21 protein-coding genes and 1 pseudogene are annotated in these 25203 nt (G+C 73.5%); 10 read left to right on the forward strand and 12 right to left on the reverse strand.

Annotation, left to right across the window (positions count from 1 at the left end; translation table 11 throughout):
- Window positions 1–136 precede the first annotated feature (136 nt).
- Entirely contained in the window at window positions 137–322 is a 186-nt protein-coding gene (locus ACSHWO_RS28820) for a DUF5999 family protein (protein ID WP_361101491.1), read from the forward strand.
- A gap of 156 nt (window positions 323–478) precedes the next feature.
- Here ACSHWO_RS28820 and ACSHWO_RS28825 read toward each other — a convergent pair whose 3' ends face one another.
- Both ACSHWO_RS28825 and ACSHWO_RS28830 read right to left on the reverse strand, forming a co-directional pair.
- Entirely contained in the window at window positions 479–2578 is a 2100-nt protein-coding gene (locus tag ACSHWO_RS28825) for an ATP-binding protein (RefSeq protein ID WP_438316266.1), read from the reverse strand.
- Between the two features lie 84 nt (window positions 2579–2662).
- A complete protein-coding gene (locus ACSHWO_RS28830) occupies window positions 2663–3622 on the reverse strand; it encodes a fibronectin type III domain-containing protein (RefSeq protein WP_385845434.1) in 960 nt (319 codons plus the stop codon).
- A gap of 238 nt (window positions 3623–3860) precedes the next feature.
- Between ACSHWO_RS28830 and ACSHWO_RS28835 the strand changes: the two are divergent.
- The 4 genes and pseudogenes from ACSHWO_RS28835 (at window position 3861) to ACSHWO_RS28850 (ending at window position 7325) form a co-directional block, all read left to right on the forward strand.
- Window positions 3861–4523 (forward strand): annotated as a pseudogene (locus ACSHWO_RS28835) (ABC transporter ATP-binding protein).
- 99 nt (window positions 4524–4622) lie between these two features.
- A complete protein-coding gene (locus ACSHWO_RS28840; protein ID WP_361101500.1) occupies window positions 4623–4817 on the forward strand; it encodes a hypothetical protein in 195 nt (64 codons plus the stop codon).
- A gap of 153 nt (window positions 4818–4970) precedes the next feature.
- Entirely contained in the window at window positions 4971–6539 is a 1569-nt protein-coding gene (locus tag ACSHWO_RS28845) for a hypothetical protein (RefSeq protein WP_438316270.1), read from the forward strand.
- A 108-nt stretch (window positions 6540–6647) separates the two neighbouring features.
- On the forward strand, window positions 6648–7325 hold the full coding sequence (locus tag ACSHWO_RS28850; RefSeq protein ID WP_438316273.1) for a DUF2278 family protein: 678 nt from the start codon (window positions 6648–6650) through the stop codon (window positions 7323–7325).
- Window positions 7326–7433: 108 nt separating this feature from the next.
- Here the strand turns inward: ACSHWO_RS28850 and ACSHWO_RS28855 are convergent, their stop codons facing one another.
- Window positions 7434–8264 (reverse strand): hypothetical protein, encoded by an 831-nt coding sequence (locus ACSHWO_RS28855; RefSeq protein ID WP_438316276.1) that lies wholly within the window; start codon window positions 8262–8264, stop codon window positions 7434–7436.
- Window positions 8264–9553: a VWA domain-containing protein gene (locus ACSHWO_RS28860; protein WP_438316279.1), complete on the reverse strand. Its 1290-nt coding sequence runs from the start codon at window positions 9551–9553 to the stop codon at window positions 8264–8266. The genes ACSHWO_RS28855 and ACSHWO_RS28860 overlap by 1 nt, the downstream gene beginning before the upstream one ends.
- Before the next feature lie 118 nt (window positions 9554–9671).
- Between ACSHWO_RS28860 and ACSHWO_RS28865 the strand changes: the two genes are divergently transcribed.
- Window positions 9672–9953 carry a hypothetical protein gene (locus ACSHWO_RS28865; protein WP_438316282.1) on the forward strand — a complete coding sequence of 94 codons (282 nt, stop codon included), beginning with the start codon at window positions 9672–9674 and terminating at the stop codon, window positions 9951–9953.
- A 75-nt stretch (window positions 9954–10028) separates the two neighbouring features.
- Here ACSHWO_RS28865 and ACSHWO_RS28870 read toward each other — a convergent pair whose 3' ends face one another.
- Complete coding sequence (locus tag ACSHWO_RS28870; RefSeq protein WP_438316285.1) at window positions 10029–13535, reverse strand: M28 family peptidase; 3507 nt, start codon at window positions 13533–13535, stop codon at window positions 10029–10031.
- Between the two features lie 162 nt (window positions 13536–13697).
- On the opposite strand from ACSHWO_RS28870, the gene ACSHWO_RS28875 reads away from it, so the two are divergent.
- Window positions 13698–14657: a LysR family transcriptional regulator gene (locus ACSHWO_RS28875; RefSeq protein WP_438316288.1), complete on the forward strand. Its 960-nt coding sequence runs from the start codon at window positions 13698–13700 to the stop codon at window positions 14655–14657.
- A 26-nt stretch (window positions 14658–14683) separates the two neighbouring features.
- Here ACSHWO_RS28875 and ACSHWO_RS28880 read toward each other — a convergent pair whose 3' ends face one another.
- Window positions 14684–15322, reverse strand: coding sequence for a TetR/AcrR family transcriptional regulator (locus ACSHWO_RS28880; protein ID WP_361101518.1), 639 nt, complete (start codon window positions 15320–15322; stop codon window positions 14684–14686).
- A 154-nt stretch (window positions 15323–15476) separates the two neighbouring features.
- A complete protein-coding gene (locus ACSHWO_RS28885; RefSeq protein ID WP_438316292.1) occupies window positions 15477–17579 on the reverse strand; it encodes a galactose-binding domain-containing protein in 2103 nt (700 codons plus the stop codon).
- A 403-nt stretch (window positions 17580–17982) separates the two neighbouring features.
- Between ACSHWO_RS28885 and ACSHWO_RS28890 the strand changes: the two genes are divergently transcribed.
- Window positions 17983–18480, forward strand: coding sequence for an HPP family protein (locus tag ACSHWO_RS28890; RefSeq protein ID WP_361101524.1), 498 nt, complete (start codon window positions 17983–17985; stop codon window positions 18478–18480).
- Window positions 18481–18489: 9 nt separating this feature from the next.
- Here the strand turns inward: ACSHWO_RS28890 and ACSHWO_RS28895 are convergent, their stop codons facing one another.
- The 4 genes from ACSHWO_RS28895 to ACSHWO_RS28910 all read right to left on the reverse strand — a co-directional run bounded on the left by ACSHWO_RS28895 (window position 18490) and on the right by ACSHWO_RS28910 (window position 21812).
- The gene (locus tag ACSHWO_RS28895) at window positions 18490–18753 is read right to left on the reverse strand and encodes a hypothetical protein (RefSeq protein WP_438316296.1); all 264 of its coding nucleotides are present in this window, start codon (window positions 18751–18753) and stop codon (window positions 18490–18492) included.
- A 31-nt stretch (window positions 18754–18784) separates the two neighbouring features.
- Window positions 18785–18946, reverse strand: coding sequence for a hypothetical protein (locus tag ACSHWO_RS28900; protein WP_438316299.1), 162 nt, complete (start codon window positions 18944–18946; stop codon window positions 18785–18787).
- A 633-nt stretch (window positions 18947–19579) separates the two neighbouring features.
- Complete coding sequence (locus ACSHWO_RS28905) at window positions 19580–20791, reverse strand: aromatic amino acid transaminase (protein WP_438316302.1); 1212 nt, start codon at window positions 20789–20791, stop codon at window positions 19580–19582.
- 46 nt (window positions 20792–20837) lie between these two features.
- Window positions 20838–21812, reverse strand: a complete 975-nt coding sequence (locus ACSHWO_RS28910) for an EamA family transporter (protein WP_438316305.1) — start codon at window positions 21810–21812, stop codon at window positions 20838–20840.
- Window positions 21813–21934: 122 nt separating this feature from the next.
- Here ACSHWO_RS28910 and ACSHWO_RS28915 point away from each other — a divergent pair, with 122 nt between their 5' ends.
- A complete protein-coding gene (locus tag ACSHWO_RS28915) occupies window positions 21935–22393 on the forward strand; it encodes an Lrp/AsnC family transcriptional regulator (protein ID WP_361101536.1) in 459 nt (152 codons plus the stop codon).
- A 146-nt stretch (window positions 22394–22539) separates the two neighbouring features.
- Here the strand turns inward: ACSHWO_RS28915 and ACSHWO_RS28920 are convergent, their stop codons facing one another.
- Window positions 22540–22749: a hypothetical protein gene (locus tag ACSHWO_RS28920; RefSeq protein WP_438316308.1), complete on the reverse strand. Its 210-nt coding sequence runs from the start codon at window positions 22747–22749 to the stop codon at window positions 22540–22542.
- A gap of 967 nt (window positions 22750–23716) precedes the next feature.
- On the opposite strand from ACSHWO_RS28920, the gene ACSHWO_RS28925 reads away from it, so the two are divergent.
- Window positions 23717–25162, forward strand: a complete 1446-nt coding sequence (locus tag ACSHWO_RS28925; RefSeq protein WP_361101542.1) for a glyceraldehyde-3-phosphate dehydrogenase — start codon at window positions 23717–23719, stop codon at window positions 25160–25162.
- Window positions 25163–25203: the final 41 nt, after the last annotated feature.

Raw genomic sequence — 25203 nt, forward strand, 5'->3', positions numbered from 1 at the left:
ATACACACCCTGAACTGGACCGCCGATATGGGTTCCGTCCGGGGGTCGCGATCAGTAATACTCGCGGCCACCGTGGATCGCGGAATCGACCGGGTGACCACCGGCCCTCCCGCCCCACACAGCGAGGAGGTGCGCCATGTGCTCCCACCAGCCCCCCTGCCCGTCCGCCGAGAGTCCGGACCACGACGCCGCACGCAGTGTGGCCTCCCATCCCGAACAGGGTTGGAGCCTGCTCTGCAACGGCCTGTTGGTCTTCGACGACACCGGCGAACTGCTCCCCGACGGCCGCGTGGTGGAACCCCGCCGCCCGGTCCTGGTCTGAGCGAGGAGGCCGCATGCGCCAACAGCTGATCCGCAAGCCCGTCCCCAAGCCCGCACCCCGAGACCTGGATCTGCGCACACCGTCGGGCAGAACCCTCCCGTACTGACGGGAGCCCACGACAGCAGCACAGGACGTCCGCGGCCCACCGGCTGCCGGTCAGCCGGTGGGAGCCGCCGCCCCGCCCCGGAACGCGCTCTCGAACGCCGCGTCGCCGATCGCCGCACGGGCCTGCCGCTCGCCCTGCGCCCGCAGGGCCGTCAGGGAGGGTGAGCCCATCTGGGGCTGCCCCACCGTGCGCCACCAGGCGTGCCCCGTGCCCAGCAGCCGGGCCGCCAGCTCCCCGTCGCCGAGCGCCGCGACCGCCGCCGCGAGCAGGTCCAGGCCCAGCGCGATGCCGATGCGGTCGCCGAGCAGCCGCTTCCCCGACAACATGGCCCGTACGTGCCGCGACGCCTCCCCGTGGTGGCCCAGCCCCAGGGCGGCGACGGCCAGCACGTAGTCCGCGTACGCGCGCAGCCACCGCTCGTCCAGGTCGGCGCAGGCCTCGCGCAGCCCCCGCGCCTCCTCGGCAGCCTCCTCGTACCGCTGCAGGTCGCACAGGGCGTAGCAGGTCACGAGCCGGCACATCAGCAGGCCGGCGCTGTCCTCCCGCCCCCGGATCCGGGCCCGGGCCCGCGGACCCGCGAGCTCCAGCGCCCGCGCGGGGTCCCCCGGCAGCAGCAGGGACACCGAGAGCAGGTGGGCGGCCCGCAGCCGAGCCTCCGGGTCCGCGAGCCGGTCCGCGAGCCGGGTGCACTCCTCGCCGAGCTCCCGGGCGGTGGCCATGTCCCCCTGGAGGACGGCGGTCAGCCCGAGCGCCCACAGCCCCTGGGCGTACCCGGCGGCCTGTGCCGGGGCGGCCCGCAGGGCCCGTTCCAGGAATCCGCGGCCCTCGTGCACGTGCCCGCAGGAGAACCAGAAGAACCACAGGGCCCCCGCCGTCTCCAGCGCGGCCGCCGGGTCGGTGCCGAGCAGGTGCTCCAGCGCCGTCCGCAGCTGCGGGTGCTCGGTGGTCATCCTGCGGTACCAGTCGACCTGGCGAGGGCCCATCCAGCCGCGGTCCGCGGCCCGGCTGAGCGCCGCGTACCAGTGGGCGTGCCGGTCGGCGACCGTACGCACCTCGCCGAGTTCGGCCAGCCAGTCGTGGCCGTACTCGCGGATCGTGTCCAGCATCCGGTAGCGGGCGCCCGCGCCCCGCTCCTGCGTCCGCCGGACCACGGACTTGGCCACCAGCCCGGCCAGCACCCGCTCCACGCGGGCCGCCGACAGCGGGCCGCCCGAACACACCGTCCGGGCCGCGGCCACGTCGAAGTCGCCGGTGAAGACGGACAGCCGGGCCCACAGCAAGCGCTCCACCGGCTCGCACAGCTCGTGGCTCCAGCCGATCGCGGTGCGCATCGTGCGGTGCCGGGGCATCAGCGTGGACGTCCGGTCGTCCGACAGGACGTCGAACCGCACGCCCAGGCGCCGGGCCGTCTGTTCCAGTGTCCACATCCGCAACCGAGCCCCGGCCAGTTCCAGGGCGAGCGGGATCCCGTCGAGGCGTCGGCACACCTGCGCGGCCAGGGCGGCCCGCGCCGGACCGTCGAGGGCGGCCGCGGCTTCCGGGGCCGCGGCCAGGGCGGCCGCGCGGAACAGGGCGAGGGCGTCGCTGTCGGGGCCGTCGCAGGGCAGCGGGCAGAGGTCCACGACCTGCTCGCAGGGGCTGCCGAGGGGTTCCCGGGAGGTGACCAGGACCGTCAGGCCCGGCGCGGACTGCAGGAGTTCGCCGACCAGGTGGCGGCACTCGGCCACCATGTGCTCGCACGTGTCGAGGACGAGGAGGAGCTCCCGGTCGGCCATCCAGGCGCACAGCTCCTCGTCGAGCGGGCGCGCCGAATGGTCGGCCAGCCCGACGGCGTGGGCGACGGTCATGGTGAGCAGGGAGGGGTCGCGCAGCGGCGAGAGGTCCACCCACCACACCCCGTCGGGCCGGGCCTGTTCGGCGGCGGCGACGGCGCGCAGGGCGAGCCGCGACTTGCCGACGCCACCCACCCCGGTGAGGGTGATCAGCCGGTGCGTGTGCAACAGGCAGTGGAGCCCGGCGAGTTCGTCCTCCCGGCCGATGAAGACGGCCGGTTCCGGCGGCAGTCTTCCCGGTGCCTGGTCCTCCGCCGGATCGGGATCGCCGCCCGCGGAATCCGCCCGACTGTTGTTGAACGAGTACTCTCCGAACACGGATGTATTGTGCGTGATCTTCCTTACCCGACGCGCCGTTCCGTCCGTATCGCTGTCACGTCACCGGTACGGGTGCTTCCGTTCTCAGCCGGCCAGCACGATGCGCCGCTGCGCGGAGAATGCCCCCCACGTGCCGTCGGGCATGCGGGCCCGCAGCTTCAGCTCCCAGACCGTGCCGGGAGGTTCGGTCACGGTGAGCCGGTGTTCGGCGCGGCCGCCGGTCAAGGCTCCGGCACCGAATTGGATGACGGTGACGGGCCTTCCGTTGACGTGGAGTTCGTACTCCGTCGTCGGGCGGCCCGTGTCGGGGGCGGCCCACGCGAGGGTGACGGCGCCGGGGGAGGCGGTGACGGTGAGGTCCGACGGCGCGGTGCCGGGGCCCCGGCCGGGCGCGGCTGCGGTGGTGGCCTCGGCCGCCGGGCCGTCGGGGGAGGAGTTGTCCGCGCCGTCGCGGGCCCGGACGGTGAAGGTGTAGGCGGTCTCCGGCTGGAGGCCGGTGAGGGTGGTGGAGGTCTCGGCCGGGCCGGCGGTGTGGATCCGGACGCCGCCCTGGTAGACGTCGTACGCCGTCACGCCCGTGTCGTCGGAGGCGGCGGACCAGGACACCACCGCCGAACGGGGACCGTCGGCGCGGGCCGTGGTACGGGCCGGGGCCGTGGGGGGCGTACGGTCCTCGGCCCGGGCGGCCGGGGTGGTGGCCGCGGCCTCGGCGCCGGGGGCGGAGGTGTTCCCGGCGGCGTCGCGGGCCCGGACCGTGAAGACGTAGGCGGTCTGCGGGACCAGGCCGGTGACGTCCACCATGGTCCGGTCCGCCGGGAGTTCGCGCACCAGCCGGCCGGCCGCGAAGACCTGGTAGTTGGTGACCCCCTCGCCCGCGGGGGCCGGCTGCCACATCACGTGCACGGAGGTGGCGCTGCCGGCCTGGGCGGTGATCCCGGCGGGGGCGGCCGGGGGAGTGGTGTCGGCGGAGGAGCAGGCCGTGAGCCCGGCGGCGGCGCAGGCGGCGGCCAGGCCGAGGGCGGGCAGGGGGGCGGGGCGTCGCACGGGGCCTTCCTCGGCTCGGCTTCCTCGTGGTCCTTCGGGCTTGCGGTCCTCGTAAAGGTCTAGACATATATGGCATGCGGGTCGACGGTCGGGCAAGACCCGTGCGGCAGGCGGTCCGCCGGGCGTCCGTCCTGCTCCCACCCCTCCGCCGGGACGGCGACCGGACCCGGCGGCGCGGACTCCGCGGTCGTCGGCCGCACCGAACGCCCCCGGTTCACCGGAGGGACCGCCTGCCACCATGCTTGAACTCGGCGACATCACCGCCGGCCACGACCGCCGCCTCCCCGTAGTCCGCGGCGCCCACCTCACCCCGCACCCGGGGGAATCCCTCGGCCTCCTCGGGCCCAGCGGCTGCGGCAGGTCCACCCTCCCCCGGGTCGCCGCCCTCCTGCACCGCCCGGACCTCGCCACCGTCACCCTCGACGGCCGGACCGTCACCGGCTTCCGCCACCGGGCCCGCGCAGCCTGCGCACCGCCGTCGGCGTCGTCTTCCAGCAGCCCCGGCTCTCCGCCGACCCCCGCCTGCGGCTGCGCGACCTCGTCGCCGAACCGCTGCGCGCCACCGGCCGGCGCCGCGAGGCCGCCGCCGCGGTCGCCGCGCTCGCCGACCGGGTCGGCCTCGGCACGGACCTGCTCGACCGGCGCCCCCCCCCACGAGGTCAGCGACGGCCAGCTGCAACGCGCCTGCCTGGCCCGCGCGCTGGTGCTGCGCCCGAACTGGCTGGTGTGCGACGAGATGACCGCCATGCTCGACGCCTCCACCCCTGCCGCCCTGGTCGGCGTCGTCGAGGAGTACCGGGCCGAGACCGGCGCAGGGCTCCTCGCCGTCTGCCACGACCCCGTCCTGCTCGATCGCTGGTGCGACCGCACGACGCGCTCGGACGAGGTCGTCAAGCACTGACCGATCGTCACGGACGGTCAACACCCGTACGGCCGACACGGGTTTCGCCCGGGAGCACCCCCTCCTACGCCACCATGGCGCCCGCACAAGGAGGTATCAATGGTGATCTCGCTCTCCGTGGCCGTCCTGCTCTTCGTCCTGGCGTGGGTCTTCATGCGCAACGGCGGACTCAAGTTCTCGCACGCCCTCGTCTGCGTCCTGCTCGGCTTCCAGCTCGCGGGCAGCGGCATGGCCGAGACCATCCACGAGGGGGTGGCGGCCACCGCCCAGGTGGTCTCCGGCATCGACCCCTGACCCCTGCGCGGCGCGGTGCCGCGGCCGACTGTTGCACCCCCGTGAACCATCCGGCAGCTCCATGGACTCCTCGGGCACGGCGCTCTAGCGTCGGGCGGCGGCGCGACATCAGACGCTTTGTCAACGAGCCCGAGGAGAAAGGAGGGAGACCGGATGATGCGAAGAGCGCTGAACTGCGCCGCAGTCCCGGCCCTGATCGCCCTGACCGCCCTGTACGGGGCCGCCCCGGCGCAGGCGGAGGAGATACCCAAGGCCCCCGGCCACCGGCTGGTCGCCCCCTACGAGGGCGGCCCGGCCGCCGCCGCCCCGCTGCCCGGTCAGGCCCCGCCGCAGCACCCCCACCTCGCACCCAACGGCCCCAGCGGCATGCACTCCGACGCGGCCGGCAGCGCCACCTCCCCCTGGTCCGGCCCGCTCGGCAGGAACCCTCAGGTGACCAGCGAGAGGATCGCCGCCCTCGGTGGCGAGTGCGCGACCGCCACCTTCGACTCGGGCGGCCGGCTGGTGACGGTGTGCGGCACCTTCTCCGGCTTCCGGGTCAAACTGCTGGAGCCGCGTACCCTCGCCACCCTCGCCGAGTACCGGCTCCCGCAGCGGTCCTCGACCGTCGAGGCCATCACCACCCTCGACTTCACGAAGATCTTCAAGGACACCTCCGGCGGCGCCTACTTCTACCTCGACGACCAGGACCGGGCCGTGCTGGCCGACTCCCGCCAGCACGTGCTGCGGCTCGCCCACGCCCGGACCCCCGGCGGCAGCTGGGAGTTCACCGTCGAGGACGACTGGGACCTCACCGGGGTCGTCCCGCACGACTGCATCGGGTGGACCAACCTGCGGCCCAGCGGCACCTGCGACCCCGTCACCTCGGTGATGCCCGACTGGGACGGCCGCATCTGGTGGGTCACCCGCCAGGGCCCGGTCGGCACGGTGGACCCGCAGACCGGAACCGTCCGCCACGTCCGGCTCGACGGCGAGGAGATCCAGAACTCCTTCTCGGTCGCCGAGGACGGCGTGTCCATCGTCAGCGACCACGCCCTGTACGGCTTCCGCGCCGCCCCGGACGGCACCCCCGAGGTGCAGTGGCGCCAGACGTACGACCGGGGCACGGGCACCAAGCCCGGCTCCGTGAACCAGGGCTCGGGCACCACCCCGGACCTCTTCGGCGACGGCTACGTCGCGATCACCGACAACGCCGACGACCGGATGAACGTCCTCGTCTTCCGGCGCGGCGCGGACGTGCCCGCCGACCGCCGGCTCGTCTGCAGGGTCCCGGTGTTCGGACCGGGCGCCTCCACCACCGACAACTCCCTGATCACCTGGGGCAACAGCATCGTCGTCGAGAACAACTACGGCTACGAGAACCCCACCAGCGTGCTGCTGGGCCGGTCCGTCGTCGGCGGCGTCACCCGGATCGACGTCCGCGCGGACGGCAGCGGCTGCGACACCGTGTGGCAGAGCCCGGTCCGCGCCCCCTCCGTGGTCCCGAAGCTCTCGACCGCGAACGGACTGCTGTACTTCTACGAGAAGGAGCCCCACGCCTGGGGCATCGACGCCTGGTACCTGACGGCGGTGGACTTCCGCACCGGGGAGCGCCGCTGGCGCCGGCTGACCGGGACCGGGCCGCTCTACGACAACAACTGGGCTCCGATCACCCTCGGGCCCGACGGCACCGCGTACGTCGGGGTCTTCAACGGCATGGTCGCCGTCCGCGACGGGGACTGACCGCGGGGCGCGCACGGGCGAGAGGGCCGGGCGGGCGGGGCGGGCCGGACGGGACTACCCGCCCCCGCCCCACCGCACGCGGAGGCGGCGGGTGGTTCACTGGCGGGCATGCCCTTCGAGAACTACGGCGTGCTGTCGGGAACCCTGCACCGCCACTTCCGCGACCGGCCCGACGACCAGGGCCGCTGGTTCCACGTGCACCTGGAGGTCGACACCCCTGCCGGGCGCTACGGGGTCGCCGTCGACGTCGACAGCAAGAAGTCCGAGGTCGGAGTCGAGTGGAAGGTGCTCACCCTGCACCCCTCGGTGCTGGAGCCCGTGGACGCGCCGGAGCCCGGCTACCACGACCTCGCCCGCGCCAGCGGGTCCGGCGCCGTCGACCACCTGCGCCACCCGGCCCTCGCGGACCACCCGGGCTTCCTCTTCCTGCCCCGCCCGCCGGCCTGGATCCAGCGGCTCCGGGAACGGATCAGCCCGGCCCGGCCGTGGACCGCCGGCAGCTACCTGGAGGCCTCGGCGGCGCTGGAGCCGATCCTGGTGCCCGGTCGGCAGGTCCTCGTCTTCGGCGAGCCCTTCGACTCCGGGCTCGGCATGCACAACGTGCACCAGAACCAGGGCGACCCGTACGGCAGCGAGTGGTGGGAGGAGAACGGCACCTGGCAGGACGGCGCCACGATGACCCGCCGCGACGACGGCCTCTACGACGTCTTCCTGTCCCGCTTCTCCACCCAGGCCGGCGCCACCGACGACGACGGCCACCCCCTCCCGGCCGCGGTCCCGCACTGATGCGGTGACGGGAAGGCGTCCGCCCCGGGCGCCGGCCCGCGGCGTGGTGCCGCAGAGCCGCCGCCCGGGGCGGGGCACGGGGTGGGCGGGCCGTCGGCCGGCCGCGGATCAGGCGCCCGGCGGGACGTGCGTCGGGCGGCCCCGGCCGCGGGTGAGGGAGTAGCCGAAGACGCCCGCCAGGGCGGCGAGCACACCGCCGGCCGCGGTCCAGATCCAGCGGTCGGACCAGCGGCCGCTCGACCAGCCCCCGTCCGGTTCGCCGATGGCGGCCGGCGGCTGCTTCCCCTCCTTCTTCGCGGCCTCGACGGCCGCGGCACGGGCCGTGATGCCGGGGACGAGCGGCTCGGCGACGGCGCCGTCCGAGGCGAACGCACCCCCGGTGTCGCTCACGTCGGCCCGCATCTCCGCCCGCACCTTCCGACCCAGGTCCTCCTGGGCCAGGTTCACCGCGGTCAGGCGCACGTAGTAGCTGCCCGGCAGCGGGTCGTTGGCCCACGGCTCGGCGCCCGGGCGGACCGTGCGCAGCGTGCAGGACAACTCGACCGTCGCGGCCTCCTTGGCCGCCGACGCCGCCTGCGCGGCGTACGTGCACGGCTGCCGGCGGCGCAGGCCGTCGTACACGTCCAGCCGCCACGTCGACGCCGCGTGGCGGGACGCCGCGTCGGGCAGCTTCACCGTGGCCCGGACCGTGGCCCGCTGCCCGGAGTCCAGCGGGAGCACCCAGTACAGGTAGTCACCGGTGGAGGCCTCGGCCGTGGCGACCTGGCCCGGCTTGACCGGCGCGGCCGTGCCGAAGGCCGTGCCGGCCTCCGTCGGGCCGGACGCGGCCCCGCTCGGGCTCGCACTCGCCGAGGGGGTGTCGGCCGCGGCTGCTCCGGCCGTGGCCAGGGCGGCGCCGGCGGCCAGCAGCGCGGCGGTCACCATCCGTACGGTACGCATCAGTTGGTCCTCCAGACCGAGACACGCCAGCGGGAGAGCCAGCCCCACACCAGGCCCGCGAGGAGACCGGCGAGCACGAGGACGCCCAGCAGCCACCAGCCGCGGCCGAGGCCGAACGAGGCGACGTCGGCGGAGTCGTCGGGGCCGTCGACCAGGTCGACGGTCAGCTCCACCGGCATGCCCGGCGTCGTCTTGACGTTGGCGGGCGCCGAGAAGGAGTTGCTGACCTGCAGGCAGACGGTCTCCACGGCCGGCTTGCCGTCCCCGGCCGTGCCCTCGTCCTCGTCCCCGTCGGACGCGGCCTTCGGGTAGCGCAGCCCCGTCGAGATCACGTCGGTGCGGCCGTCGCCCGCCTCCGAGCCGCGCACGATCTCGCGGCCGGGGACGGTCGTGGCCCGCAGCAGCACTCCGTAGTCGCTGTTGACGGCGCGGTCGACGCCGATGCTCACCGAGGCGCGCAGCTCCTGGCCGGGCTTGACGTCCACCTGGTACCAGCGGTGCTCGCCGAAGGCCTCGCGGTCGGTGTACAGGCCCGCGCCCAGCTTCGGGGCGCCCTGGCACTGCTTGGCGCCCTGCGTCGCCACCGGGGTGACGACGGGGGCCGCCGCCCGGTCCACGAGCTGCTTGACGCGGCCGGAGAGTTCCGCGGTGTGCTGCACCGAGGTGTAGGTCCCGCCGGTGGCCTCGGCGATGCAGACCAGCTGGTCGCGGGTCTTGGCGTCGGGCACCAGGCCGAGCGTGTCGATGACCAGGTGGATGCCCTGGGCGGCGATGTCACGCGCCACCTCGCACGGGTCGAGCGGGGCGCAGGTGTCCTCGCCGTCCGTGATCAGCACGATACGCCGGGTGGCGTTGCCGCCCTTGAGGTCCTCGGCCGCGCCGAGCAGGGCCGGGCCGATGGGGGTCCAGCCCGTGGGGGCGAGGGTCGCCACGGCGGTCTTGGCCTCGGTCCGGTTCAGCTTGCCCACCGGGTAGAGCTGCTTGGTGTCCTTGCAGCCGAGCTGCCGGTCCTCGCCCGGATAGGTCGCCCCGAGCGTCCGTATCCCCAGCTGCACCTCCTCCGGCGTGGCGTCCAGGACCTCGTTGAAGGCCTGCTTGGCCGCCGCCATGCGGGACGTGCCGTCGATGTCCGTCGCCCGCATCGAGCCGCTGACGTCCAGCACCAGCTCGACCTTGGGCGAATCCTTCCCCGCCGGTTCGCCGGCCGCCGCGCTCGCCGGGAACAGCCCGACCGCGAGCGTGGCGAGCAGGCCGCATGCCCCGGCCGCCACCCATCTTCTTGTGATCATCGCCGGATCGTATTGAGGATCGTGCGGCAATCCAAACCGTCCGCTGCGGGCCGCACCGCCCGCGACTACCCTGGAGCAGGGGGCGGTGTGCCCGTGTGCCCGGCCCGGAGGCGACCCCATGAGACGACGCCATCACTTCCACATCGACCATGCCGGGCATTCCGTCAGCACGACCATCGAGACGGGGCACCGGGTGGAGGTGGAGGTCCTGGTCGACGGCAAGGAGACCGGCCACGCCACCACGCACGGTGACCGGCCCGTCCTCGTCCACGTGGAGCTGCCGACCGTACCGCCGACACCGGTGACCGTCCGCGCCACGCCGGGCCCCGGTGTGCCCCGCTGCGTCCTGGAGGCACCGGACGCCGCCCAGCCGCTGGTGATGTCGCCCCGACCGTACTGAGCGGCACGCGCGGGCCGGGGGCCGGTGCGCGTGCCGCTCTGCGGATGCCGGAGCCGGGTCAGGGCCGGGCGGGCGTCAGCTCGCCTGGAGGGTGACGTCGTCCACGACGAAGGACGTCTGCAGGGACGGGTCCTCCGTGCCCCGGAACTGCAGCGTCACGGTCTGCCCGGCGAACCGGGAGACGTCGTAGCTCTTCAGGACGTAGCCGGGGGCCGCGTCCACGTTGGAGAGGGTCTCCAGCGTCTGGCCGCCGACGGAGACGGTGAACCGGTCGTAGACCACGTCCTCGTACTCGTCGGTGTCGATGTGCAGCTGGAAGGAGAGCCGGGCCGTGGTACAGCCCGCCGGCAGGGTCAGCGTCTGGGACGCGCTGTCGGTGTGCGTGCTGCCGTAGCCGTTCAGCCAGGCCATGTACGAGCCGCTGTGCGGGACCTGGCCGGACTGGTTGGTGATGACCCCGGTGGTGGCGGTCCACGGGCTGCTGCCGTTCTCGAAGCCGCCGTTGACCACGACCTGCCGCGGGGTGCAGCTGCCGCCGCCGCCCCCGACGGTCAGGGTGTAGGTGGTGCTGTGGCTGACCGTGCCGGTACCCGTGACGGTCAGGGTGTACGTGCCCGCAGTCGTGCCGGAGCCGACCTGGACCGAGAGCGTCGAGGAGCTGCCGGACTGCACGGACGCCGGGTTCAGCGTCGCGGTCACGCCGGCCGGGGCTCCGGAGACGGTGAGGGCGACCGTCTGCGGACTGCCGCTGACGGTCGTGGTGTTGACGGTGGAGGTGACGCTGCCGCCGGGCTCGGTGGAGCCGGAGGCCGGCGAGGTGCCGATCGAGAAGTCCTGCGCCGGGGTGCCGCCGCCCACCGCCTGCTGCCAGACGGTGTACGCGACACCGTCCGCGCTGCGGTCCAGGACGGTGGCGTTGATGTTGCTCGCGGTGTCGCAGGAGCTGTGGTAGCAGCCGTCGTACGCGGCGCCCGCGGTGCCGCCCCACTTCGCCGCCTGCGCCGAGGTCTTGCGGGCGCTGGCGCCGGCCGCGTAGCCGGAGGTGGGGATGCCGGCCTGCTGGAAGGAGTAGTCGTCGCTGCGGCCCTGGCCCTCGGTGTTCTCCTCGGGCGCGAGGTTGAGGGAGGTCCAGTACGCCTTGAGGGGGGCGCCGGCGGCGGAGTTCAGGTTGTTGATGAAGTAGCCGCCGTTGGGCGAGCCGACCATGTCGAAGTTGTAGTACGCCTTGATGGCCGCCTTGTCGGCGCTGCCGAGCCGGCCCACGTAGAACTCGGAGCCGTTGAGCCCCTGCTCCTCGTCGGTCCACCAGGCGAACCGCACGTGCTTGGTCAGGGCCGGGTTCTTCTGGGCGAGGACGAGGGCGTTCTCCAGCAGGGTGGCCGAGCCCGAACCGTTGTCGTTGATGCCCGGTCCGGCCGATACGCCGTCGAGGTGCGCGCCGAACATGACGACCTGGTCGGCGGGCCCGCCGGGCCAGTCGGCGATCAGGTTGTCGGACGGGTAGGTGCAGGAGGTGCAGGCCTGCTCGGTGACGGTGTATCCGGCCGCCTGGAGCTTGCCCTTCACGTACGCCAGCGACTGGGCGTACCCGGCGCTGCCGGCGCGGCGGTGGCCGCCGTTCTGCGAGGCGATCGTGTTCAGCTGCGTCAGGTGCGCCTGCACGTTGGACACGCTGATGTCCGGCGGGGAGGTGCCCGGCGGGGTGCCGCCCACGTTGAGCGCGTAGTCGACGGTGTGGGCCAGGCTCGGCCCCTGGCCCTTGACGGTGACGGTGGAGGCCCCCGGGGCCGCGTTGGCCGAGGCGGACAGGGTCAGCGTCGCGGACTGGCCGGACTGCACGGTGGCCGGGCTGAAGGTGGCGGTCACCCCGGACGGCAGTCCGGACGCGGTGAGGGCCACCTGCTGGGCCTGGCCGCTGGTGGTGCTGGTGGTCACCGTCGCGGTGACCGAGCCGCCCTGCTGGACGGTGCCCGAGGCGGGGTTCAGGGCTAGGGAGAAGTCGTCGTTCTGGCCGCTGGGGGTGCAGGTCGGGTCGGCGGACTGGGCGGGCACGCTGATGGCGTCCCAGGCGGCCTTGGTCCTGTCGAACAGGTTGCAGGTGGCCGGGTCGAGGGACTTGGCCGAGCTGAGGGTCGCCGTCCGGTACTTCTTGTACGACATGCTGCTGGTCTTCAGCAGCATCCCGCCGTAGAAGATCCTGCCGGCGTTCTGGACGCCGACACCGTTCACCGTGGACCCGTTGCAGGTGGCGCTGCTCGGCTTGCCGCCGCCCGGGTTGCTGCCCTCGGCCAGCAGGTAGAACCAGTGGTTCAGCGGGCCTGCCGCCGCGTGCACCTCGGTGCCGGGGATCGCGGAGCTGTAGCAGGACGGGTCGTTGTTGATCGCCGACGGGTTGTACATGTTCCGGATCGGCCCGCGGCCCTGGAGGTTGACGGCCTCGCCGACCGTGTAGTCCGGGGTGTCGTACGGGGCGGGCTCGTTGGCGTACGCCTCGGTCAGCGCCCCGAAGATGTCGCCGGTGCCCTCGCCGAGGCCGGCCTCCTGGCCGGAGGTGCCGCCGGGGGTGGTGGAGTCGACGGCGTGCCCGTACTCGTGGGCAACGACGTCGATCCCGGCGATCCACTCGTTGGCGCTGTTGCGCCCGATGGTGACCGAGCTGCCGTCCCAGTAGGCGTTGAGCTGGCCCAGGCCGACCTTGGCGGGGAAGCTGCGGCCGGAGCCGTCGACCCCGTTGCGGCCCAGCCACTGGCCGAGCATGTCCCACTGCTTCTGGGCGGCGAACATCAGGTCCGTGCAGCCGGTCTCCCTGGAGGTGGGGTTGCCGGTGCCCCAGGAGTCCGTGGACTTCGTGAAGACGCTGCCGGTGCTGTAGTCCGCGCAGCTCAGACCGGTGCGGTTCGGGTCGCGCAGGGAGTAGGAGCCGCCCGAGGCGGTGGTGTCGATGGTGAGCGGGTTCGGGCCGTTCCACTTGCTGCTGCCGGTGCCGGCGACGACCTCGTCGTGGCGGTCGACGACCTTGCCGGTCCGGGCGTCCACGAACACGTGCAGGCGGCTGGGCGCGTCCTTGGTGCTCCCGGAGAGCACGGTCTCCCAGGCCAGGTACGGCCGGTCGTCCTTGAGCCGGACGACGAGACGGCTGCTCTCGACCTTGTCGACGGCGGCCAGTTCCCTGCGGGAGGTGGTTTCGGCCGTCTTCGCGCTGACGGACGGGGTGGTCGCCACGTCGATCACGGTCGACGAGGCCGACTGCACGGCGCGGACCCGGCCCTGGCCGTCGGCCAGGACCACGGCGTCACCGCCGACGACGGGCAGGCCGCGGTAGCTGCGCTCGTAGGCCACCGAGTACAGGTCCTGCACCCAGGGGGTGACCTGGCGCCGGTCGTACTGCTGCTGGGCCGCGTTGACCAGGGTGTCGAGGCCGCTCCTGACCGCCGCGTCGGCGGCGGCTATGGCCCGTTCCGCGGGCGAGGGCTGCGCGGCTCCGACGGCCCGGGCCGCTCGGGCGGGTTCGGCGGCGTGTGCCGCGCCGGCCAGCGTGCCGGCGAGGCCGGCGGTCAGCGCCATGGCCGCCACGGAAGCCATCCATCTCGTGGGCTGCAAGAGTCCACTCCGATCGTGTGGGGGGTGGGGGGGCTGGCTCGTTCGCCGCCGAGTATGGGCGTGGACATGGCGAGATTGGGACATCTCTGCAGGCATAAGGTCCGCGTTATGTACGGGTCGCATCACGCTTCGTAAGCTGCCGGGATGCAGCTGGAGTTGAGACATCTGCAAGCCGTCTGCCAGATTGCCGAGGCCGGCAGCCTGGGCGGCGCGGCGCGGCGGTTGGGCGTCTCCCAGCCCGCGCTCTCGGCCCAGCTCCGCAGGATCGAGCGGGTCACCGGCGGCGAGCTCTTCGTCCGTGGCCGGTCCGGCGTGGAGCCCACCCCGCTCGGCCAGTACGTCCTGTCGAAAGCCCGCCGCGTACTGGACGAGATGGAGGCCCTCGGCGCCGAGACCCGCACCATGGCCACCGACACCCCGCTGCGGCTCGGCTGCATCCTGCTGGTGCTCGTCGACGGCCTGCTGGCCCGCACGGACCTCACCCTGTCAGGCCGGGAGATCACCGTGGACGTGGAGCACTCGGTCACGGCGCTGGTACGGATGCTCGGCGCGGGCCGGTACGACGTCGTCCTCTACGGCGAGGTCAACGACCACGAGGTGGCGCTGCCCCGGGGCGCCCTGGCCAGGACCCTGATCCCCAAGGAGCCCTTCTGCATCCGCATGGCCACCCGCCATCCCCTGGCCGGCCGGGCGGCCCTCGCTCTGGCCGACCTCGCGGGCGAGCAGTGGATGACCCTGGTCGAGGACGACGACGGCGGCCCCGAGGCGCTCGTCGCAGCCTGCGCCGCGGCCGGCTTCGTGCCGTCGCTGCGCTACCGGATCACCGACCGGCAGATGCGCCACCACCTGGTCGCGGCCGGCCGGGCGATCTCCCTCACCCAGCCCACCGCCCCGGCGTTCGAGGGCACGGTGATGCGGCCGCTGCTCGGCACCCCGATCAGCGGCCGCATCCGGCTGGCGTGGAACCGCTCGACGGTGTCGAACGGGCAGGCCGACCTGCTCTACCGGGCGGCGGCCGGGGCGTACCTGGCCAACGTGGACAACAACGCCTTCCACCGGGCGTGGTGGGACGCCCACCCGGAGGTGCACCCGGTCCTCGACTGAGGCCGGGCGGCGCGCCCGCCGGCCGGTCAGCCGACGGGAGCCTCCACGGGCTCCACCGGGTCGAGCGGCCGCGCGGCCCGGACCAGGCCGGCGACGTGCGCGGTGACCATGTCGAGGATGTCCTGCGCGGCGCGGCCGTCGCCGAGGACCAGGAAGTTCAGCGTGAGGCCGTCCGTCATGGCGGCCAGGTAGCGGGCCAGGACGGGCACCGGGACGCTCAGCTCGAAGGCCGGACCGCCGCGGACCTGCTCGATCAGCTCGGCGTACGTCGCGCAGTACAGCTCGTGCTGGCGCCGCGCGAGGTGCTCGAACCCGGGCTGGCGCAGGGCGTACTGGGTGAGCTCGTAGGTGAGCATGTGCTCGGCCGGGCTGGCGCGGACGTGGTCCCAGTAGGCCCGGAAGCCGGCCCGTACCGTCTCGTGGAGGGTGGCGCGCGGCCGGATCGCCTCCTTCACCACCCCGAGGTAGTGGTCGGTGATCGTCTCGATGACCGATTCCAGCAGCGCCTGCTTGGAGTCGAAGCAGTAGTGGAAGACGCTCAGCGACACGCCCGCCTCCGCCGCGATGGAGCGGGTCGTGGTCCGGGCGACGCCGTCGCGGGCCATCGCGCGGATCGCGGCCTCGGTGAGCTGCCTGCGCCGCTCGGCCAACGGCATCCGTGGCATCGGTGTTCCGTTCCCTTCGTGGGGGCGTGCGGGGGCGTGCGGCGTGGAGGGCGCGTGGGGAACGCGCGGGTGGCCGGGACCGGCCGGATCGGTTGCGGATCCGGACGGCCCCGGCCGGGGTCGGTGCCTGCCCCTGTGGTGTCGTCAGCTGCCGTCAGCTGCTGAAGACGCCCACGTCGTAGAGGGAGTAGCCCCACTGGGTGCCGCGTCCGAGGCAGTCGACCCGTACGTAGCGGGCCGGTACCCCGGAGAACTGCGCGGTGTCCAGGCCGCCGTCCCCGGCGGTCGTGGACCAGACGGTCTGCCAGTTCACGTCGTCGGAGGACACCTCGATGCGGTACGACCTGCCGTACGCCCGCTCCCATTCGAGGGTGACCCGCTTGACGAGCTGCGGCGAGCCGAGGTCGATGCGCAGCCACTGGCCGTCGCTCCAGCCGCTCGCCCAGCGCGACCCGCGGTCGCCGTCCACGGCCCGGCCGGCCGCGTAACTGACGAACGGGTTCCACTCGGTGGAGCTGGCCGAGGCGGACGCCCCCGCGGCGAGGTTCACGCCCGCCTTGTGCTTCTCGGACGCGCCCCAGGTGCGCAGGTAGGACTCGGCGCCCTGGAAGAGGTCGTCCACGACCTCCTGGCCGCCGACGTTGCGGATGTCCTCGATCCAGTCGGGGACCATGCCGTAGTGCGCGGCGCCGTCGGTGTTGAAGTCCCACGTGCGCTGCCCGGTGGTCTGCCGGTCGATGAGCGAGCCGCCGTCGGTGCTGCGGTACGGGTAGCGGACCGGGTTGGGGGCGTCCGCCCCGCGGGGACCCGGCCAGCCGCCGACGCCGTTCATGTCGGTGCCGAAGCCGTAGCCCACGCCGTACCTGTCACGCAGCGCGGCGTTGCGCTTGGCCTCCGCGCTGAAGCCCTCGGCGCCGCCCATGTACGCGGTGGCGAAGCCGCCGAGCTTGTAGAGGCGCTCCAGCCAGCCCTGGTCCATCCAACTGTGGGAGGAGATCACGCCCGGGTAGGACTCGGTCTCCAGGATGTCGAGGGCGCGGCCGGCGGCCTTGACGCTCATGTGGTCGACTTCGAGCATCATCTTGCGCTTCATCATCCCGCGCACGGCGTACTCACCGAGCTCGGTCAGCCCCCGGGTGTTGCACCGTGCGTCGGCGGCGTACGAGGGCACCGACACGCCGGCCGGGAGCTCCTTCTGCGCGGCGGGTGCCGCGGCCAGCCCGATGGGGTTGTCGTGCTGCGGGCCGGTGCACTGCTCGGTCTTCCAGAAGGTGCCCGTGGACAGGAACTGGCCCACGTTGATCGCGGTGCCCAGGGCGCCCTCGTCGAAGCGCACCCCGCACAGCGCGTTGTCGAACTTGTGGCACAGGAACATGCTGCGCACGCCGATCCGGTACAGCTCGTCCAGGCCGCGGTCGATGTCCTCCCGGCTGCACTGGCTGATGTCCAGGATCTGCTTGCAGCCGAACGGCTCGGAGGTCTCCACCCCGAGGATGACGGCCAGCTTGCCCTGCTGGATGACGTCGCGGGCCTGGGCCGAGTCGGTGACGATCCGGAACCAGCCCTTTCCGGGGCCGCCGTACATCCTGTCGATGTAGGCCTGCATGTCGTACGTCTTCTGGGCCTCCAGGCGGATGGCGGTCATCTCGTCGCAGCCGCGGTCCTTGAAGAAGTAGACCGAGCAGATCACCCCGTTGGTGACGAGGTCGTTGACGAGGACACGCTGGCCGCCGCGCCAGGCCCGCTCGATCCACGCGTAGTAGTTCTGCTGGTGGGTGAGCGAGTCGTGGGCGGGCCAGTCCTTGAACGTCGGCCAGCCGTCGGGGTCGTGCTTGCCGTCGCCGCCCTTGGTGATGAAGTCGAAGATCGCGAGGGTGCCGTCGGGGTAGTGCTCCGGGCAGTCCTTGAGCGCGTCGGCGACGCCCAGCTCCGAGAACGGCTTGCCGCAGATGAGGCGGCCGCCGAAGCCCTCGTTGGACATGATGTGGTCGTGGGCGTCGACGAAGCCGCGCACGCGGCCCTGCGCGTCGGTGCCCTTGAAGGGCTCGCCCGTGACGTTGATCTGGGAGTCCTGCCCGGGGCGGGCGGTCGGGACCCACCAGCCGGTCTCGGCCGGGGCGGCCGCAGTACCGGCGGCGCCGGCGGCGGGTTCGGCCGCGGCTCCGGTGACCGGGCCGAGGCCGACGGCCATCAGACCGGCCAGGAGGATCGCGAGGACCGCAAGGGGCCTGCGGCGGCCGGGTGGTAGTCGGGTCATGTCATCACCACTCACGTCATCGGGAGGCGGAGGGCGCGGTCGAGGACGCAGACCGTCCGAGGCCGGCGATTGTCATGTCCCGCGCGAATTTGCGACGAGGATCGCCACTGCCGACCGGAGAGTCAAGAGTCCGGGACACCTGACCTGATGATGAATCAGGTACCGCCGGACCGCTCCCGGCGCCCGGCCGGGCCTGCGACGACGCCCCGCCGGACACCGGGAGCGCACCCCCGGCGGCCCCCCGGACGGCCCGGGGCGGTAGGGTCGTGGGCGGACTGTGCTGGTTTCCACCGAAGCGTCGGCACAAGGTCAGGGCCGTTGTCGATCACGGGCCGTGCTGCCGCACCGGCAGCCCCGACCGCGCCGCCCGCCCTCGCCCCCTGCCCGTCCGGAACCCACCGCCATGAGCACCGTCACCCCGCCGCGCGCGCCCGCGCGCCCCACGCCCGCCGCCGCGGCCCACAGCATCAGCGGGGCCACCCTGGTCCTGCTCGCGCTCGTCGGGATCGGCGCCGTCATCCACGAGCCGGTCCTCATACCGTCCCTCGCCGCCAGCGCCGCCCTGGTCCACAGCGCACCCGCGCTGCCGCTCTCCCAGCCCCGCAGCGTGATCGTCGGGCACCTGCTCGGAGCCCTGGTCGGCTACGCGGTGCTCGCCGCCGCGGGCAGCACCCCCTGGGCCGCGGCCGTCGCCGGCGGGCTCGCCCTGGCCGCGAACACCGCCGCCCGCACCCCGCACTCGCCGGGCTGCGCCAGCGCGGTGATCGTCGTCCTGCAGACCCCCGCGCCCGGCCGCTTCGTCCCCCTCCTCCTCGGGTCGACGGTCCTGCTCGTCCTCACCGGGTACGCCGCCTCGCGCATGCGCCCCAAGGCCCCCCGCTACCCCGCCTACTGGTGGTGACCCCCCGGCCTACGCCGCCTCCCGCGTGAAGCGGCCCTCACGCCGGGCCGGGCTGAGGTAGGCGTAGCCGCCGCCGTGCGCGAAGTCGAGGAAGTGCGGCCCGCCGTCGCCGTCGCCGAGCCGGAAGAAGAACCGCCACGGCGCGGCGCAGCCGGCCCGGTCCGGGTAGCGGTGGTCGGGGCGCCCTCCGAGGTAGTCGCGTACGGGCAGCACCCCGTCCTCCTCCAGCTCCTCCGCGGCTTCCTGCGGCACGGGGGCGAGCTCGACCTCCACAGGGGCCTGCCGCGGGTCCCCGCCGGGCCGATCACGGCGAGATCCGGGATCCGGCCGCCGGCTGCACGGGGAGCACGGCCTCGCCGTCGTCCGCGCGGTCGCCCCGGGTCTCGTAGTCGTCGTACGCGAGGAACAGGTACGCCGGCCCCGGCATGCCGTCGGCCTCGCCGGGCACCGGGACTGGCCGATGCATTCCCGTGGCCCACCCGTCGACGGCGAGACGGGGCAGCACGGCTCGCCGAGCCACACCGGTGCGCCGCCCGGCTTCGCCACGGGCGCGGTGACGGGGGCGGCGGCCGGCCCTCGCCACGGGCCTCTGCACGATCGCGCTCCGACCCTGGTGCCGTGGCCCTGACGGCCGGGCCGGGGGCCGGGGCGAGGGGTGGCGTCGGGACGGGGCGCGAACCGCCGACGGCCGCAGCCCGCCCGCGGAAGCCCGGGCCGGCGTCGGGGTCCGCCAGGGGGACGGGCCGGAACCGTACGGCCCCGCGGACCCGTTGCGGTGCTGGTGGTGCCGTGAGCTGGAAGGGTGCACCGCCTCGCGATGCCCGGCACGGCCCCCGCTGCGTCCTCGGACCGCGCGGAGGACGTCCTGTAGGTGTCGCGAGCCTCCGCCGTGCGGCGCACCGCACCGGACGCCGGGGGCGGCAGACCCTTGCGGTCCACCGCCTCGCGACGCTTGCCCAGCTACCGCTGGGAGGTGCCCCCGAGCACGGCGCCTCGCCGCGTCGTCGGACCACGCAAGTACGTCCCGTACGAACCGCGGCCCTCCGCCTCGCGACGCACCGCACCGGACGCCGCGAGCCGGCAGACCTCTCCGGCCACGCTAGCCCGCGTGTCCGGCTGGTTCGGCTTCCTCGGCGAGGACGGCGGCTATGCCGTTGGCCAGGCAGGGGATGCGGTCCGCCGGGATGCCGGCGATGTTGATGCGGCCCGCGGTGGTGCCGTAGATGGCGAAGCCGCTGCGGAGGCGGAGCATCTGGCGGGGGCTCAGGGGCAGCATCGAGAACATGCCCTTCTGCCGCGCCAGCGACTCGGCCCGGTCGGCCCAGCCGAGCGAGGCCAGCTGCCCGGTCAGGGCGCTGCGGTTGGCCTCGATGCGGCCGCGCATGGCGTCCAGCTCGGCCCGCCACAGCGTGCGCAGCCCGTCGTCCTCCAGGACGGTCGAGACCACCGCGGCCCCGTGCTCCGGAGGCATGGAGTACAGGGTCCGGGCCGCGTTCTGCAGGGCCGTCTCCACATGGCGCAGCGACTCCCGGGAGGCGCCGATGACCACCGCGCAGCCGGTGCGGTCGCTGTAGAGCCCGAAGTTCTTCGAGCAGCTGATGGCGACGAGCATCTCCGGCACCCGCTCCGCCAGCATCCGCGTGGCGGCCAGGTCCGCCTCCAGGCCGTCGCCGAGCCCGTGGTACGCGAGGTCGATGAACGGCACCCATCCGACGCGCCCGGCCATGTCGGCCAGGGCCGCCCAGGCCTCGGGGGTCGGGTCGACGCCGGTGGGGTTGTGGCAGCAGCCCTGGAGCAGTACGACGTCGTCGCGCCGTGCCTGCCCCAGGTCCCGCAGCATGCCCTCGCTGTCGGGCAGGCCGTCCGCGTCGAGCCAGGCGTACGTGCGCACCGTCAGCCCCGCGGCCTCCAGGATGGGCCGGTGGTTCACGTAGGCGGGGTCGCTGATCCACACCGTCGTGCCGGGCCGGGTGCGGCAGATCAGGTCGGCGAGCAGCCGCAGCGCCCCGCTGCCCGCCACGGTCTGGACGGCGACGGCCCGCTCGGCGGCGCCGCCCTCGCCCAGCACCATCGACAGCATCGCGCGGTTGAAGGCCAGGTTGCCGGAGAGCCCGCGGTACTCCTTGGAGAGGGAACGTTCCGCCAGGCGGATCTCGGCCTCGCGCACCGCCGCCATGACCGGGGTGCCGCCGGTGTCGTCGCGGTAGACGCCGAGGACCAGGTTCAGGCGCTCGGGCCGGGCGTCGGCGCCGTACGCCTCGGTCAGGTCCCACAGCGGGTCGACGGGCGGCGGGAGGAGGAGCTCAAGCATCTGCGGGAACCTCGTGCGGGGATCGGCGGATCGGCGGGTCGGCGGGTCAGCTGGTGGAGACGGGACGGGGAAGGGCGCGGGGGCGCCGGTTGGCGAGGAAGACCCCCGCGGCGATGAGCGGCACGCCGATCAGCACGGCGAGCGTCGGCGCCTCGCCGAGCAGCGGTACGGCGAGCAGGACCACGAGGACCGGGCTGAGGCTGCCGACGGCGGAGCTGCGCTCCGCGCCGAGCCTGCGGATGGCGAAGGCGTACAGCAGCCCCGCGCACAGTCCGACTCCCAGCCCCTGCACGACCAGGAACAGGGCGATGTCGGAGCCGGCCGCGGACGGCAGGCCGCTGGGCAGCACCCCGGTCAGCACCAGCAGGGCCATCACCGTGAACGAGGGCAGGCAGAGCAGGCCGATCGATCCGACCGGGTCGAGCTCCACCTCCTTCAGCCCGACGGTGTACAGCGCCCACAGCCCGCTGGCGGCGAGCAGGATGCCGGCGCCGGCCAGCACCGAGCCGTTCACGGGGAAGAGGTAGCGCCAGACGAGGGCGACCACACCGGCCGCGATCAGCGCGAGGCCGCCGGCCTGGGTGCCGCGGGGCGCGCCCCGCCCGCCGGCCACCATCAGGGCGGCGACGAACAGCGGGACCATCCCGGGGACGATCGAGCCGACGAACGCCGCCGAGGTCAGGGAGCCGCCGTACATCGCGGCCAGGAAGAACGGCACCCCCGCCCCGCAGACGACCTTGAGGGCGGCGGCCGGGCGTACCGCGGCGAGCGCGCGGCGCCGCCGCCACAGGGCCGGGGCGAGGACGACGAGCGGGACGCCGAAGCGCAGCAGGGCGGCGTCGGCCGGCCGCAGGGAGGAGCTGCTCAGGGCCCGCGCGCTGAGCGCGAACGCGGCCCAGATCAGCACGGTCAGGACCAGCGCGATCATGCCCCGGCCTTGCGGGGAGGGCCCGCGGGCACCGGCGGTGCGCCCTCGCGGGGGTGCCGGCGCGGGCACGGTCTTCACGGCGACCACGGTCATGTCCTCCAGATCCAGGGGCCGGATCCGGCCACGGGGCAACGCTAGAGCTTTTGCCGTGGCAGCCGATTGCCAGTTCTGCTGCTCAGGCATAGCTTGGGGGCAGAATCTGCCAAGGAGTGACCATGGACGCAGTCGATCTGCAGATCATCCGCGAATTGCAGGCCGACGGCCGCCTGTCCAACCAGGAGCTCGCCGACCGGGTCCGGCTGTCGCCTTCGCCCTGCCTGCGCCGGGTGCGGAGGCTGGAGGAGGCCGGTCTGATCCGCGGCTACACGGCCATGGTCGACCAGGTCGCATTCGGCCTGCCCATCACCGTGTTCGTCCGGATACGGCTGGAACGCCACACCGCGGAGGCCGTACGGGTCTTCGAGGAGCACGTCGCCGTCATCGAGCACATCCAGGACTGCTACCTGATGGCCGGCAGCAGCGACTACCTCCTCCGGGTCGTCATCGAGAGCCTGGAGGCGTACGAGGGCCTGGTCCGCAACCGCATCCACGCCATCCCCGGCATCGCCTCGATCGAGTCGAGCTTCGCCTTCGGCAGCGTCAAGCAGTCGAGGGTCTACCCCGCCCCGAAGTGAGGCGGGTGGACCCGGCGGTGCCCGTCTCACCTGGAGCTGGGGCCTGGCGAGGGCCGCGCGGGAGGTGATGCCAGCCCCGTGGCAGACCTTGTGCAGGGGGCGGCGACGGTGCGCGGCGAGCCGGGCGATCCGCAGCGCCTGCCCCGTCAGCGGTTCCGGCCCGGCGGCCGGGGCGTCCACCGGGTGCCGGCCGCGCGCAGTTCCCGGGCGCAGCGCCGCAGCCACGGGTCGGCCCGCGGGCCGCCGCACGCCTGGTGGGCGTCGCGCAGTACGAGGCGCGGTGGCGCGGGGAGATGTCCTGCATCCGCGCCGCCCGGCCCGCGGCCACGGGCCTCCTCGATCCGACCGGTGTGCACGGCCGCCTCCACGAAGTCGAAGAACGGCAGGTGGAACCAGGACAGTCCGCGGGGCAGCGCCCCGGGGCGGGGTGAGGGCGGCGAAGCGGTCGTACGTCTCCTCGAACCGACCGTGCGCCGGCGCGACCAGCTCGCGCAGCCGGGCCAGGCGGTCGGTGACGAACCGCCTGCCGGCCCGCGCCGCGGCCGGGCCGTTCAGCCGCTCGAGGCCGAGCAGCCCCTCTTCGTCGCCGCATACGGCCAGGACGTGCGCGTAGGTGTGCCGGAACAGCTGGGCGTTGCGGTGGTAGCCGAGCTCTCCGGCCGCGGGCCTCGCGCAGGCAGGCGCGGGCCGCGTCCCAGCGGCAGGTGGCCTTGGTGACGGAGCCCTGGGCGGCGTACGCGTGCCGGCCGGTGAAGCGGCGCCCCAGGTCGGCGTCGGCGACGTCGACGGTGGTCGCCGTCCCCAGGAGGCCGGCCGGCGGCTCGCCGGCCGCGGCGGCGACGCGCGATCCGCAGCGGTCCGGCGCTCACCGGCAGTACGCGCAGGTAGCCCGGGTGCGCCGTCGACAGGGTGCCGTCGGCCGGCTGCCCGGCGGGACGGTCACCCGCACCGGCGCCAGCCGGCGGGCCCGTGCCCGCTGCCACGAGGTGATCCAGTGTGCGTCCGGTAAGGAGGCCGCGTCGAGTACGACCTTCAGACATGCTCCCTGCCGGACACGGCACGTGAGCAGCCACAGCGTCACCGCGCGCGCACGCCGGGCCGTACGTCACATGACCGACGGTCGCCGCGGCGGGCCGCAACAAACGGAGCCGCCAGCCGCCGCCAAAGCGGAGGAAAGCCGCACACTGGCCGGACGAAGCGGACTGATCGGCCATATGGTGCGCCGATAGCGCCGGGTGGTCGAATCCCACAGGGGTACCTCTTGAATGATCAAACTAAGAGGGGGTTAGCATATGAGCGCCGCCTAGCTCGAAAGATAAGCCTGTGACTGTCAACGACGACTCGTTCACCAACTGGAACCACCGCGAGGAGATCGCGGAGTCGATGATCCCGATCATCGGGAAGCTGCACCGCGAGCGGGATGTCACGATCCTGCTGCACAGCCGCTCCCTGGTGAACAAGTCGGTGGTCAGCATCCTCAAGACCCACCGGTTCGCCCGGCAGATCGACGGCGAGGAGCTCTCGGTCACCGAGACGATGCCGTTCCTGCAGGCTCTCACCACCCTCGATCTCGGTCCGTCGCAGATCGACATCGGCATGCTCGCCGCGAACCACAAGACCGACGACCGCGGTCTGTCGGTCGCCGACTTCACCGCCGAGGCCGTCGCCGGCGCCACCGGTGAGAACAAGCTGGAGCGCTCCACCGGTCGCGACGTCGTCCTCTACGGCTTCGGCCGCATCGGCCGCCTCGTCGCCCGCCTGCTGATCGAGAAGGCCGGCTCCGGCAACGGCCTGCGCCTGCGCGCCATCGTCGTCCGCGGAGGCGGCGAGGCCGACCTGGTCAAGCGTGCCTCCCTGCTGCGCCGCGACTCCATCCACGGCCAGTTCCAGGGCACCATCACCGTCGACGAGGCGAACAGCACGATCGTCGCCAACGGCAACGCGATCCGCGTGATCTACGCCAACGACCCCTCCGAGGTCGACTACACGGCGTACGGCATCAAGGACGCCATCCTCATCGACAACACCGGCAAGTGGCGCGACCGCGAGGGCCTCTCCAAGCACCTGCGCCCCGGTATCGACAAGGTCGTCCTGACCGCCCCGGGCAAGGGCGACGTCCCGAACATCGTCCACGGCGTCAACCAGGACATGATCAAGCCGGACGAGCGCATCCTGTCCTGCGCCTCCTGCACCACCAACGCCATCGTCCCGCCGCTGAAGGCCATGGACGACGAGTACGGCGTGCTGCGCGGTCACGTGGAGACCGTCCACTCGTTCACCAACGACCAGAACCTGCTGGACAACTACCACAAGGCCGACCGCCGCGGCCGCTCCGCGCCGCTCAACATGGTGATCACCGAGACCGGTGCCGCCTCCGCCGTCGCCAAGGCGCTGCCGGACCTCAAGGCCCCGATCACCGGCAGCTCGATCCGCGTCCCCGTCCCGGACGTCTCGATCGCCATCCTCAGCCTGCGCCTGGGCCGCGAGACCACCCGCGAGGAGGTCCTCGACTACCTGCGCAACGTCTCGCTGCACTCGCCGCTGAAGCGCCAGATCGACTTCACCACCGCCCCCGACGCCGTCTCCATGGACTTCGTCGGCTCGCGCCACGCCTCCATCGTGGACGCCGGTGCCACCAAGGTCGACGGTGACAACGCGATCCTGTACCTCTGGTACGACAACGAGTTCGGCTACTCCTGCCAGGTCATCCGCGTCGTCCAGCACGTCTCGGGCGTCGAGTACCCGACCTTCCCGGCGCCGCGCGCCTGACGGTCCGGCAACACCAGGACGACCAGCGGGCGCCCGCCCCG

It is taken from the genome of Streptomyces pallidus (ex Mingjun et al. 2026), assembly GCF_051550185.1.
GTDB lineage: Bacteria > Actinomycetota > Actinomycetes > Streptomycetales > Streptomycetaceae > Streptomyces.